The following is a 12,537-nucleotide window of genomic DNA, read 5'->3' as shown; positions in this document are numbered from 1 at the left end:
AAATGACACTTCACACCCTCAGCGAACTCATCGATGAAGGTGTCCGGGGGCGGTACGTTCTGATCCGTAGTGATTTGAACGTGCCGCTCGACGGCGCTACCGTCACGGATGATGGCCGCATCAAGGCCTCCCTGCCCGGGATCAAGGCATTGGCCGACGCCGGTGCCAAGGTTCTGCTCAGCGCCCACCTGGGCCGCCCCAAGGGTGCGCCGGAGGCCAAGTATTCTTTGGCTCCCGCTGTGGCCCGCCTGGCGGAGTTGGCTCCCGAGCTCAACGCCACACTGGCCGCTGACACCACAGGTCCCGCAGCACAGGCTGCTGCTGCAGCTTTGGCTGACGGTTCCGTCCTGGTGTTGGAGAACGTGCGTTTTGATGCCCGCGAAACCTCCAAGGACGACGCCGAGCGCGCAGCATTTGCTGCCGAGCTGGCAGCACTGACGGGGGAGAACGGTGCCTACGTGGATGACGCCTTTGGTGCCGTCCACCGTAAGCACGCCAGTGTCTTCGACATTGCGAAGCTTTTGCCGTCCTACCAGGGCGATCTGGTGCGCACCGAGTTGGAGGTTCTGCGCAAGCTGACCACCAACACCGAGCGCCCCTACGTTGTGGTTTTGGGTGGTTCAAAGGTTTCCGACAAGTTGGCTGTCATTGACAACCTTCTTGGCAAGGCGGACACGATCCTGGTTGGCGGCGGCATGCTGTTCACCTTCCTTGCAGCACAGGGCCACAAGGTTGGCGCTTCACTGTTGGAAGTTGACCAGATCCCCGTGGTCCAGGACTACCTGGACCGTGCGGCTGCTGCCGGCACCACGTTTGTGCTGCCGACCGACATTGTGGTTGCCTCCGGCTTCGCCGCTGATGCCGACCACGAAGTGGTTGCGGCGGATGCTATCGAGGAAAGCTCCTTCGGGGCAGGCGGCCTGGGCCTGGACATAGGGCCTGCGTCCGGTGCAGCCTTCGCAACCGCAATTGCCACGGCAAAGACTGTGTTCTGGAACGGGCCCATGGGCGTGTTCGAGTTTGCGGCCTTCGCCGAGGGAACCCGCGCAGTGGCCGGTGCGTTGAGCACCAACAGTGCCAACGGCGGCTTCACAGTGGTTGGTGGCGGCGATTCTGCCGCAGCCGTGCGCACCCTCGGGTTCGCGGACACCGAATTCGGCCATATCTCCACCGGTGGTGGAGCAAGCCTGGAATTCCTTGAAGGCAAGGAACTTCCGGGGCTAAGCGCACTAGAGCGCTAAATCAAAAGGCGGCGGCAGGATCATCCTGCCGCCGCCTTTTCTCGCGCCACCTGGCGCAAATTTTTCAAGTTTTGATTTAGTTACACCAAGAAACGAGACAGCGATGACGACTTCAACCAACGGTAATTTCGACCGGACACCGCTAATTGCCGGCAATTGGAAGATGAACATGGACCACGTCCAGGGCATCACTTTGCTGCAGAAGCTCGCCTGGACACTTTCCGATGCCCGCCACGATTTCAGCCGGGTAGAGGTTGCAGTGTTCCCGCCGTTCACGGACCTCCGCGGCGTCCAGACCCTGGTCCAGGGCGACAAGCTCAAGCTGGCCTACGGTGGACAGGACCTCTCCGACAAGGATTCCGGCGCGTACACGGGTGACATCTCCGGAGCATTCCTGAACAAGCTCGGCTGCGCGTACGTCTTGGTGGGTCACAGCGAACGCCGTGAAATCCACAACGAAAGCGACGAACTGCTCAACGCCAAGGTCAAGGCAGCCTACCGCAACGAGGTCACCCCCGTGCTGTGTGCCGGTGAGGGCCTCGCCATCCGCCAGGCCGGCACCCATGTTGAGCATACGCTCGCGCAGGTCCGCGCAGGCGTTGCCGGCTTGACCGCCGAGCAGGCGGCCACACTGGTCATTGCCTATGAGCCCGTCTGGGCCATCGGTACCGGCGAAGTTGCCGGTCCGGAGGACGCACAGGAAATGTGTGCAGCCATTCGCGCCGAGCTGGTAGAACTGTTCGGCACCGAGACGGCCGCCAAGACTCGCCTGCTCTACGGCGGTTCGGTCAAGGCCAACAACGTTGCGGCCATCATGGCTGAGCGCGATGTTGACGGTGTTTTGGTTGGCGGTGCCAGCCTGGATGCCGGCGAATTTGCCAGCATTGCCCGCTTTGAGAGCCACCTCGTAACGAACTAGCGAATAGCCGCCCAAGTTCCGTGTCCATTCGCAATGTGCGGGTGGACACGGATAGACTGGGGTGCACTCCAACTTTTTTGCGCTTTACAATTACCATGCTGAAAGGCCACTCGTGGAAACACTACAAATCGCCCTGCAGATCCTTTTGGGTGTCACCAGCTTGCTGCTGACCTTGCTGATCTTGCTGCACAAGGGCCGTGGCGGCGGTCTGTCGGACATGTTTGGTGGCGGCATGAGCTCAAACCTTGGCTCCTCCGGTGTTGCCGAGCGCAACCTGAACCGCTTCACAGTAGTTTTGGGCATCACCTGGGGCGTAGTGATCATCGGCCTGGGTCTGATCATGTCCTACAGCTAAGCACCACGCAGGACAGATAGTAGCAGTACACAAAGAAGAGGTCCCGCTGAGCGGGACCTCTTCTTTGTTACCCCCAGACGCTATCGCACTAATGGCTGGTTCTCGACCAACGCTCTCGCAGTAATGGTCAGATTTCCGAGAACCCTATCGCGCTGGCCACCGGTTCAGTCGGAGCTGCTGCGAGAGCGTTCAGTAAAATCCAGCCACTACTGCGAGAGCGTCGGGAAAAAACACACCATTGCTGCGAGAGCGTCGGGGAGGGGCTAGTGCTCGCGGTGCAGCAGTTGCGCCGAAACCTTTGCCGCCGACTGCTCATCGAGCAGCCACAAGGTCTTATTCCTGCCCCGGGCACCGGAGGCCGGCACCTGCACCGTGTTGGCGCCGGCCAGGCCCAGGCCCACGGCCGCTGCCTTATCGGCGCCTGCTGCCACAATCCAGATTTCGGCGGCCGAGTTGATGGCCTCCAGCGTCAATGACACGCGCGACGGCGGCGGCTTGGGGGAGTTGCGCACTGCCACCACGTTGCTTCCAGTGGTACGGATGCCAGCCATCTCGGGGAACAGCGACGCAATGTGGGCGTCGGGGCCAAGACCCAACAACAGCACGTCGAAGCGCGGCACCGTGGGTGCCTGCTCGGAGGAGTCGTCGCTGTTCTCCCATTCGTGCCGGGCGGCCCGCGCCAGCTCATCCGCGTACAGCTGCACTGCTTCGTCGAGATCGGCAACCGTGTCCGAGGCGGCCATGGCGTGAACCCGGGCAGGGTCAACAGCAATGTGGTTCAGCAGCGCCTCGGCGGCCTGGCCGGCATTCCTGTCGGCTGAATCGGTGGGCACAAACCTGTCATCCCCAAACCAAAAGTTGACCTTGCTCCAGTCCACTGCCAAACGGGCTGGGGACTGCGCAATCTCCCGCAGCGTCGCAATGCCAACGCTGCCACCGGTCAGCACCACCGTGGCTTCGCCGCGTTCGCTCTGAACGTCAAGAAGGCGGGTGATCAGCCGTGCGGCAGTGGTGGCCGCCAAAACGTCAAAGGAAGGATGCTTGGTGATGCGGACGTTGGAACTCATGACTGAACAGCCTTCTCTTTTGCGAACAACTCGTGCAGGCCGGCGGTGACCACTTCACCAAATACCTCGTCAGGGTCCAAGCGGCGCAACTCCTCCGCCAGGCAGTCCTGCAGGGAACGGCGGGGCAGGGAGATTTGCTGGTCGGGCTGTCCGGGCTGGGTCAGGAATGCCTCGATGGCGCCCGGGCGGGTCAACACAACATTGCCCTTGCTACGTTCGATGACAACTGTGCGGATGCCAGTTCCACTGGGATCTTCACGCACCTGAATAGGCACGTTGAGGGCCTTGTGCAGCCAGGACGCCAAGAGCAATGTGCTGGGGGAGTCACTGGCACCCTCCACCTGCAGCCCGGTGATGGGGTCGGAACCGTCGTACTGATCCAAAGTGGCCGCCAACTGGATCCGCCAATTGGTCAGGCGCGTCCAAGCCAGGTCGGTGTCGCCCGCGGCGTAGCTATCACCAATGTGTTTGAGGGCCTCACGGGGATCGGGCGCATTGGCCGAATCCGTGATGCGCCGGTGGGCAATGCGGCCCACCGGGGACTCGCTGGGCTTGACCGGCGCACTATGAGGCCACCAGGCAACAATGGGTGCGTCAGGCAGGAGCAGTGCCGAAACCAGCGATTCGTTTTCTGCAGCCAGTTCACCATAACCGTGCAGCACAATGACCTCGGATGCCCCGGCGTCGCCGCCTACGCGGATCTCGCCATCGAGGCGGGTTTCCGCGTGCGCGGATCCAGCCGCGAGGACAATGATCCGGCACGGGTGCTCCCGGCTGGCCAGGTTGGCCGCCTCAATGGCTTCTTCTTCCTTGCCGCTGCGGGTGATGACCACAAGGGTCAAAACACGGCCCAGGGCAACCACGCCACCCTGCTCGCGCAGCTTGACGATCTCCTTGGTGATCTTGGACGTTGTGGTGTCCGGGAGTTCAACTATCACGGTCTACGCCACGTCCTTCCATCTCGCTTCAACAGTTCATCTGACGACGCCGGTCCCCAACTGCCGGGGTCATAGGCCTCGGGTTGTTTGCCCTCTGCAGCCCAAAATTCCTCGAACGGGTCAAGGATCTTCCAGGACAATTCAACTTCTTCGTGGCGGGGGAACAGCGGCGGCTCACCCAGCAAAACATCAAGGATCAGGCGCTCATACGCTTCGGGGCTCGACTCGGTGAAGGCGTGTCCGTAGCCAAAGTCCATGGTGACGTCGCGGACTTCCATCTGCGTGCCAGGGACCTTGGAGCCGAACCTGATGGTGACACCCTCATCCGGCTGCACGCGGATCACCACGGCGTTCTGGCCGAAGTCATCTTCCTGGTGGTCGGTGAACAGCAGATTTGGTGCACGCTTGAAGACCACTGCGATCTCGGTGACGCGCCTGCCCAAACGCTTGCCAGCACGCAAGTAGAACGGCACCCCGGACCAACGGCGGGTGTGGATGTCCAGGCGGATGGCGGCAAAGGTTTCGGTGGTGGAATCGGCGGGAATGCCCTCTTCCTCCAGGTAACCAAGAACATGCTCGCCACCCTGCCAGCCGCCGGAGAACTGGCCGCGGGCGGAATGCGTGGAGAGGTCCTCGGGCAGCTTGACGGCGGACAGGACCTTTTCCTTCTCCGCACGCAGGTGATCGGCGTCGAAGGAAATGGGTTCCTCCATGGCCGTCAGGGCAAGCAGCTGCAAGAGGTGGTTCTGGATGACATCGCGGGCAGCACCCACGCCGTCGTAATACCCAGCACGGCCGCCCGTGCCAATGTCCTCGGCCATGGTGATCTGCACATGATCCACATAGTTGGCGTTCCACAGCGGCTCAAAGAACTGGTTGGCGAAACGGAGCGCCAGAATGTTCTGGACGGTTTCCTTGCCCAGGTAGTGGTCAATCCTGAAGACAGCGTCCTGCGGGAACACCGATTCCACAATGTCATTGAGGGCACGTGCGGATTCAAGGTTGTGGCCAAAAGGCTTCTCGATCACCACACGACGCCAGCTCTCATCCGTGCCCTGCGCCAGGCCGTGCTCGGACAGCTGGCGGCAGACGAGTTCAAACGCTTTGGGCGGGATGGAGAGGTAGAAAGCGGTGTTTCCCCGGGTGCCCCGGGTTTGGTCGAGTTCGGCCAGGGTTGCCTTGAGGCGCTCAAAGCCGGCGTGGTCATCAAATTCGCCCTGGACAAAACGAATGCCCTCGCTGAGTTGACTCCACACGCTCTCATCGAACGGGGTGCGGCAATGGGCCTGCACGGACGTTTTCACCTGGGCGGCAAAGTCTGAATCGGTCCAGGCACGGCGGCCAAAACCAACCAAGGCAAAACTGGGCGGCAACAACCCGCGGTTGGCGAGGTCGTACACGGCGGGCATGAGCTTCTTGCGCGCCAGGTCACCGGTCACTCCAAAGAGCACCAGCGACGACGGGCCCGCAACCCGGGACAGTCGGCGGTCCCGACTGTCCCGGAGCGGGTTTTCATTTTGTGTTGCTGCGGAGGTTGGCATCTGTTGAGAAGTTACCTTATGCGTCGGAGTGCTGGCCAGCGAGTGTGGCCACCACAGTCTTGAGTTGTGCAACGCCGGCGGCCACGTCAGTCAAGTGAAGGCGCAGAACCGGGCGTCCGTGATCAGCCAGCACGGTGGCGTCACCGGCAGCCTGAGCAGAAATCAGCTCCCCAAAACTAAACGGCCGTTCCGGAATTGCCAAATCCTGTTGCGCCGCACCCGTAACCTGCAAGAACACTCCCACTGCGGGGCCACCCTTGTGGAACTGGCCGGTGGAGTGCAGGAAGCGAGGTCCCCAGCCAAACGTGACGGGGCGGTTGCTCACAGCGGCAAGTTCGTTACGAACCTCTGCCAGCGGCGCATTGGCCAGGCGGTCCAGGTAGACCTGCACGCTGAGGTAGCCGTCCGCCGGCAAGGTGCCCAGCAGGGCAGAGATGGCCTGCTCCACAGTGCCTGCGCCAGTCAACCAGTCGGCGTCGTGGTTGGCAGTGCGCACCTCAATGGCACCGTCGGTGAACAGTGCCGGTGTTGGCGCCGGTGTGGCGTCCAGCAGGCCGCGTGCGGCAGACTTGGCTGCCTCCACGTCAGGCTGGTCGAAGGGGTTGATGCCCAGCAGGCGCCCCGCCACGGCTGTGGCAAATTCCCACACCATCATCTGCGCGCCCAGGTCCCCGGCGATGCTGACCTCGTTCTCGCCAAGTTCGACGTCGGAATCCCCGGCCACCAGCCGCACCACCAGAACATCGGCGGCACCGGAAACAACTTCGGGGGAGTTGGCGTCAGCCACAACAGGCAGCACGCCTGTGCCCTGCTTGCCAGTGGATTCGGCAATGAGCTGCTCGGCCCAGTCGGCGAAGCCAACAATGCCGGAACCGTCCTCAACAATGACAATCTTGTTGCGCAAGGGGCTGGAGCCGCCCAGGGCTGCTGCCAGGCGCAGGCCAACGTTGTCCACGTCGTCGTCACGGAGCATTTCGCCGGCTTCCTCAGCGGAATCCAGCAACGCAGCGATATCAGCGCCGGCCAGGCCCGAGGGGACCAGGCCAAAAGCCGTCAGGCCCGAATAGCGGCCGCCAACGTTGGGATCGGCGTTGAACACCTTGCGGTATCCGGCCTCCCGGGCAAAACCGTCCAGGGGAGAGCCCGGGTCGGTGACAATGATGATGCGTGACTTGGCATCGAAACCGGCTGCGGTGAACTCGGCTTCGAAGATGCGTCGCTGCGAGTCGGTTTCCAGCGTGGAGCCCGACTTGGAGGACACCACTATGGCAGTTGTTGCCAGACGGTCGCTGACAGCGGCCCGCACCTGGTCGGGGTCGGTGCTGTCCAGGACCGTCAGCTCAACGCCGGCCGTGGCCGTGATGACCTCAGGCGCCAGGGACGAGCCGCCCATGCCGCACAAGACGATGTGGTTGACGCCCTCAGCGGCAAGCTCGGCACGCAGGGCATGGATCTGCTCCACGAGGGGTGCCGAAACTTCTGCAGCCTCGACCCAACCCAAACGGATGGCCGATTCTGCTTCTGCCTCCGGGCCCCACAGGGTGGCGTCCTTGGCGAAGATCCGGGAAGCCACCTGGTCGGCAACGAGTGTCAGCAGCTGGGACGCGCCCGCTTCCTGTGCGGCGCCTGTGGCCGCAAATGCCAGTGATGTCATGGTGCTTAGCCTTCCGAGCCTGCAGCGTCCAGGGCTTCCTGGACGTGGTTCAGGAGGTCCTTCCAGCTGGCGACGAACTTGTCCAAACCTTCGGTTTCCAGGATGCCCACAACGTCGTTGTAGGAGATGCCCAGGCCTTCGAGCTGGTTCAGCAGGGCGTTGGCTTCCTCGTAGGTGCCGGTGATGGTGTCACCTTCGACCACGCCGTGGTCGAAGGTTGCATCCAGGGTCTTCTCCGGCATGGTGTTCACCACGTGGGCGGCGACCAGTTCGGTCACGTACAGGGTGTCCGGGTAGGCCGGGTTCTTGACACCCGTGGAGGCCCACAGGGGGCGCTGGGGGAGCGCTCCGGCGTCGGCCAACAGGGCCCAGCGCTCGGAGGAGAAGACCTCTTCGAAGGCCTGGTAGGCCAGGCGTGCGTTGGCAAGGCCGGCCTTGCCCTTGAGGGAGGCAGCCTCCTCGGTGCCAATGGCCTCGAGGCGGTTGTCGATTTCCAGGTCCACGCGGGACACGAAGAAGGAGGCGACGGAGTGGATGTCGGCCAGGTTGTGGCCGTTGGCCTTGGCCAGTTCCAAACCGCTCAGGAAGGCGTTCATGACGGCGCGGTAGCGGTCAAGGGAGAAGATCAGCGTGACGTTGACGCTGATGCCCTCGCCCAGGGTGGAGGTGATGGCTTCCAGGCCCTCGAGGGTTGCCGGGATCTTGATCAGGACGTTCTTCTTGTTGACCTTGGCGTAGAGTCGCTTGGCTTCCTCGAATGTCCCTGCGGTGTCCCAGGCCTTGCGCGGGTCAACTTCGATGGAGACGCGGCCGTCAACGCCCTTGGTGGCGTCGGCAACGCCGGCGAAGATGTCGCAACCGTCGGCGACGTCGGCCGTGGTCAATTCGAAGACGGCTTCTTCAGCCGAAACACCAGCGGCGGAGAACTTCTTCAGCTCAGCCTTGTAGTCATCGCTCTTGGTGATGGCTGCTTCAAAAATGCTGGGGTTGGTGGTGACGCCAACAACGTTCTTCTCCGCGATCAGGGCAGTGAGATTGCCACTGCTGATGCGGCTGCGGGACAAGTCATCAAGCCAAATCGAAACGCCAGCTGCTGAGAGTGCTGCTGTGGGAGTTGAATGAGTCATTTTGCTACTTCCTTAAGATGAAGGCCCTGCCTCAAGGCACTGCGCAGGAGCGTTGTTCCGTTGTCCTGGGGCAGTGCGCTGTGGCACGGTCCCAGGACAACGGGGTGAAGACGTGGCGGCTGGCGGGAACCATCCCGTGGTGCCTGCCGGCCGGTGGTGCTTAGGAGTTGGCGGCGGCCAGTGAGTCCTGCACGGCAGCCAGGGAGTCCTTGGCAGCGGCCGTGACGGCCTCGGTGGTGATGCCGAATTCCTTGAACAGGATCTTGTAGTCGGCCGAGGCGCCGAAGTGCTCCAAGGAGATGGTCCGGCCGGCGTCGCCAACGAATTCGCGCCAGCCCAAAGCCAAACCGGCTTCGACGGAGACGCGGGCCTTGACGGCGGAGGGCAGTACCTGCTCGCGGTACTCTGCGGGCTGGGCGTTGAACCACTCAACACAGGGCATGGAGACAACACGGGTGGCGATGCCCACGGCCTGCAATGCCTCGCGGGCCTCAACAGCCAGCTGCACCTCGGAGCCAGTGGCGATCAGAATCACGGCGGGGGTGACAACTGCGCCGTCGGACACGGCCTCAGCCAAAATGTATCCACCCTGGGCAACTCCCTCGGCGGAACCGAACTCGGTGGCCGTGGCAACACCGGCGCCACGGGAGTAGGTGGGGATGTTCTGACGCGTCAGCACAATGCCGGCCGGGTTGCTGGTGGTTTCCAGGATCTTCTTCCAGGAAGCCGAGACTTCATTGGAATCACCCGGGCGCACCACATCCAGGCCCGGAATGGCGCGCAGGCTCGAGAGCTGCTCCACAGGCTGGTGGGTGGGTCCGTCTTCGCCCAAACCGATGGAGTCGTGCGTCCACACGTAGATGGACGGGACACCCATCAGTGCACTGAGGCGGATGGCAGGGCGCTGGTAGTCGCTAAAGATCAGGAACGTGCCGGAGAACGCACGGGTGGGGCCACCCAGGTGGATGCCGTTCACAATGGCGGCAGCGGCGTGTTCGCGGATACCGAAGTGCAGGACACGGCCGTAGGGGCCGCCTGACCAGGTGTCGGTCTGCTTGGAGGCCGGCACAAACGAGCCGGTGCCTTCAAGGGTGGTGTTGTTGGAACCGGCCAAGTCGCAGGAACCGCCCCACAGCTCGGGCAGCACACCGCCAATGGCATTCAGAACCTTGCCGGAGGCAACGCGGGTGGAGACTTCCTTGCCGCCTTCAAAGACGGGCAGGTTCTCTTCCCAGTTGGCCGGGAGTTCCTTCTTCTCAATGCGCTCCAGCAGGGCTGCGGATTCCGGGTTGGCGTTCTGCCAAGCCGTGAAGCCAACATTCCACTCTTCACGAGTTTCGGCGCCACGGGTAACCAGCTCGCGGGCGTGGTCCAGGATGGCCGGCTCAACGTCGAAGTTCTTTGCCGGGTCAAAGCCCAGAACTTCCTTCAGGGCGGCAACTTCGGCTGCACCCAGGGCGGAACCGTGGATGCCGCCCGTGTTCTGCTTCTTCGGGGACGGGAAGCCAATGATTGTGCGCAGGGAGATCAGTGAAGGCTTGGTGGTCTCAGCCTTTGCCGCGGCCAGGGCTGCGTGCAGTTCGGCAACATCTTCGACGTAGTCGCCGGTCTTGGTCCAGTCAACGCGCTGCACATGCCAGCCGTAGGCTTCGTAGCGCTTGAGCACGTCTTCGGAGTAGGCAATGTTGGTGTCATCTTCAATGGAGATGTGGTTGGAGTCGTAGATGACAACCATGTTGCCCAACTCCTGGTGCCCGGCCAGGCTGGAGGCCTCGGACGTGACGCCTTCCTGCATGTCGCCGTCGGAAGCAATAACCCAGACGGTGTGGTCGAACGGGCTGGTGCCCGGGGCTGCGTCAGGGTCCATGAGCCCGCGCATGCGGCGCTGGGAGTAGGCGAAGCCAACAGCCGAGGCCAGGCCCTGGCCCAACGGGCCGGTGGTGATTTCCACACCGGCGGTGTGCTTGTACTCCGGGTGGCCAGGAGTCAGCGAACCCCAGGTGCGCAAAGCTTCAAGATCGGAAAGTTCCAGCCCGTAGCCGGACAGGAAAAGCTGGACATACAGCGTCAGGGACGTGTGGCCCGGCGACAGGATGAAACGGTCGCGACCAATCCAGTCAGGGTTCTTCGGATCAATGCGCATGACCTTCTGGAACAACAAGTACGCGGCCGGAGCCAGCGACATCGCCGTGCCTGGGTGGCCGTTACCCACCTTCTCTACTGCGTCAGCGGCCAGAATTCGGGCAGTGTCCACTGCGCGCTGATCGTTGGCGGTCCAGGTGAACGTTGGCAAATCCAGATGTGACACTGACAGGTCCCTCTCGTTATGGGCAAAAAAGTGCAGCTGCAGGGCAAGCGTGCGCGCCGAAGAATGTCAACAAACTTTGGCTGCTGATTCAGGGCCCTGCCCTGGGGTATTGCTTTCAGCAATATCAAGCTTAGTCTCACGGGTGCCGTGGGAGGCTTGATCACACGCGGTCAGGCGATTCTAAAGTTACACGACTCGCACCCACTTCCGTGAGTGGTTTTCACATGTTGAGAACTCGGAAGCGCACACTTGACTTTGGCGATTTTCGCTCTCCGGCGGTTCGGGCGGCTATTATAGGGATAGCTTTGCCATCCGTGCACATGTTGCGGCGGGCAGTGAAGCCACAGCGCCGAATCAACAATGAAAACATGGTGACAGTACACGTGAGTGCAATGCATACCCCGACCACCGAAACCCCAGCCAAGGTTTCTGTGGGTTTTGCGGAAAAGGCCAAGGGATATTTGGCCCTGACAAAGCCCCGGGTTGTGGAACTCCTGCTGGTGACCACCCTGCCTACCATGTTTTATGCGCACGGCTTTGCCGGCATGAACGGCGTCCCCAGCCTCTGGCTCATGGTTGCCACCATGGTTGGCGGGGCGTTGGCGGCTGGCGCGTCCGGCGCATTCAACTGCTACATTGACCGCGACATTGACAAGATCATGAACCGCACCTCCAAGCGCCCCCTGGTGACCGGTGTGATTACGCCGCGTGAAGCACTGGTGTTCTCTTGGGTGCTGACAGTTCTGGCAGTGGTCCTGCTGTGGAGCATCAACCCGCTGACAGGCATCCTGGGCATTGCCGCCATCTTCCTGTACGTGGTGGTCTACTCCCTGATCCTCAAGCGCCGCACATCCCAGAACATTGTTTGGGGCGGGGCTGCCGGCTGCATGCCGGTGTTGATCGCCTGGGCGGCCGTCACCAACACTGTCCAGTGGCCCGCCGTGATCTTGTTCATGATCATTTTCTTGTGGACGCCGCCGCACTACTGGCCTTTGTCCATGCGCTACAGCGACGACTACAACGCCGTCAACGTCCCCATGCTTGGCGCGGTGGCCGGTTCACGCACGGTGGCCGTTCAGGTGGTGCTCTACACCTGGGCCATGGTGGCTTGTTCGCTGCTCATGATCCCCCTGGGCGGTGCTGGAATCGTTTACACCGTGACCACGGCAGCTGCCGGCATCTGGTTCCTGCTGGAGGCGCACACGCTGTACAACAACTCCAAGAAGAACCTGGTGACGAAGAAGAACGCCATGAAGGTTTTCCACGTATCCATCACCTACCTGACCCTGGTGTTCCTGTCCCTGGCCGTCGATCCCTTTGTGGGCTCGGCCCTGATGGGCTAGTTTTCTTTTTTCCTGCACGACGGCGGCACCCACCACTGCGGATG

Annotated in this window: 11 protein-coding genes; 4 read left to right on the top strand and 7 right to left on the bottom strand. The window is 62.2% G+C overall.

Annotated elements, in window-relative coordinates:
- The first annotated feature begins 2 nt into the window (after positions 1-2).
- The gene (locus ACX80Q_RS04920; protein ID WP_459329403.1) at positions 3-1,241 is read left to right on the top strand and encodes a phosphoglycerate kinase; all 1,239 of its coding nucleotides are present in this window, start codon (positions 3-5) and stop codon (positions 1,239-1,241) included.
- On the opposite strand, the gene ACX80Q_RS04915 is transcribed toward ACX80Q_RS04920, so the two are convergent.
- On the bottom strand, positions 1,230-1,412 hold the full coding sequence (locus ACX80Q_RS04915; RefSeq protein ID WP_459329433.1) for a hypothetical protein: 183 nt from the start codon (positions 1,410-1,412) through the stop codon (positions 1,230-1,232). The genes ACX80Q_RS04920 and ACX80Q_RS04915 overlap by 12 nt on opposite strands.
- Between ACX80Q_RS04915 and tpiA the strand changes: the two genes are divergently transcribed.
- A complete protein-coding gene (gene tpiA / locus ACX80Q_RS04910) occupies positions 1,345-2,160 on the top strand; it encodes a triose-phosphate isomerase (RefSeq protein WP_459329402.1) in 816 nt (271 codons plus the stop codon). The two genes, ACX80Q_RS04915 and tpiA, sit on opposite strands and share 68 nt — an antisense overlap.
- A 112-nt stretch (positions 2,161-2,272) precedes the next feature.
- Entirely contained in the window at positions 2,273-2,515 is a 243-nt protein-coding gene (gene secG / locus ACX80Q_RS04905; protein WP_459329401.1) for a preprotein translocase subunit SecG, read from the top strand.
- 263 nt (positions 2,516-2,778) lie between these two features.
- Here the strand turns inward: secG and pgl are convergent, their stop codons facing one another.
- The 6 genes from pgl to tkt all read right to left on the bottom strand — a co-directional run bounded on the left by pgl (position 2,779) and on the right by tkt (position 11,150).
- Positions 2,779-3,582 (bottom strand): 6-phosphogluconolactonase, encoded by an 804-nt coding sequence (gene pgl, locus ACX80Q_RS04900; RefSeq protein WP_459329400.1) that lies wholly within the window; start codon positions 3,580-3,582, stop codon positions 2,779-2,781.
- Positions 3,579-4,520: a glucose-6-phosphate dehydrogenase assembly protein OpcA gene (locus ACX80Q_RS04895; protein ID WP_459329399.1), complete on the bottom strand. Its 942-nt coding sequence runs from the start codon at positions 4,518-4,520 to the stop codon at positions 3,579-3,581. The genes pgl and ACX80Q_RS04895 overlap by 4 nt, the downstream gene beginning before the upstream one ends.
- Entirely contained in the window at positions 4,517-6,061 is a 1,545-nt protein-coding gene (zwf, locus tag ACX80Q_RS04890; RefSeq protein ID WP_459329398.1) for a glucose-6-phosphate dehydrogenase, read from the bottom strand. Before zwf ends, ACX80Q_RS04895 begins: the two co-directional genes overlap by 4 nt.
- Positions 6,062-6,077: 16 nt before the next feature.
- Positions 6,078-7,715: a glucose-6-phosphate isomerase gene (locus ACX80Q_RS04885; protein WP_459329397.1), complete on the bottom strand. Its 1,638-nt coding sequence runs from the start codon at positions 7,713-7,715 to the stop codon at positions 6,078-6,080.
- Between the two features lie 5 nt (positions 7,716-7,720).
- Positions 7,721-8,842, bottom strand: a complete 1,122-nt coding sequence (gene tal, locus ACX80Q_RS04880) for a transaldolase (protein ID WP_459329396.1) — start codon at positions 8,840-8,842, stop codon at positions 7,721-7,723.
- Positions 8,843-9,002: 160 nt separating this feature from the next.
- Entirely contained in the window at positions 9,003-11,150 is a 2,148-nt protein-coding gene (tkt, locus tag ACX80Q_RS04875) for a transketolase (protein ID WP_459329395.1), read from the bottom strand.
- Positions 11,151-11,521: 371 nt separating this feature from the next.
- Here tkt and ACX80Q_RS04870 point away from each other — a divergent pair, with 371 nt between their 5' ends.
- On the top strand, positions 11,522-12,493 hold the full coding sequence (locus tag ACX80Q_RS04870) for a heme o synthase (RefSeq protein WP_459329432.1): 972 nt from the start codon (positions 11,522-11,524) through the stop codon (positions 12,491-12,493).
- Positions 12,494-12,537: the final 44 nt, after the last annotated feature.

The sequence above is a fragment of the Arthrobacter sp. HLT1-20 genome (assembly GCF_054510895.1).
This window is presented reverse-complemented; position numbering and strand designations above follow the sequence as displayed.

Bases quoted from the DNA above. Each gene is read 5' to 3' on its own strand.
- ACX80Q_RS04920 (WP_459329403.1), top strand. From the start codon at position 3: ATGACACTTCACACCCTCAGCGAACTCATCGATGAAGGTGTCCGGGGG.
- tpiA (WP_459329402.1), top strand. From the start codon at position 1,345: ATGACGACTTCAACCAACGGTAATTTCGACCGGACACCGCTAATTGCC.
- ACX80Q_RS04915 (WP_459329433.1), bottom strand. From the start codon at position 1,412: ATGTTCATCTTCCAATTGCCGGCAATTAGCGGTGTCCGGTCGAAATTA.
- pgl (WP_459329400.1), bottom strand. From the start codon at position 3,582: ATGAGTTCCAACGTCCGCATCACCAAGCATCCTTCCTTTGACGTTTTG.
- zwf (WP_459329398.1), bottom strand. From the start codon at position 6,061: ATGCCAACCTCCGCAGCAACACAAAATGAAAACCCGCTCCGGGACAGT.
- ACX80Q_RS04885 (WP_459329397.1), bottom strand. From the start codon at position 7,715: ATGACATCACTGGCATTTGCGGCCACAGGCGCCGCACAGGAAGCGGGC.
- tal (WP_459329396.1), bottom strand. From the start codon at position 8,842: ATGACTCATTCAACTCCCACAGCAGCACTCTCAGCAGCTGGCGTTTCG.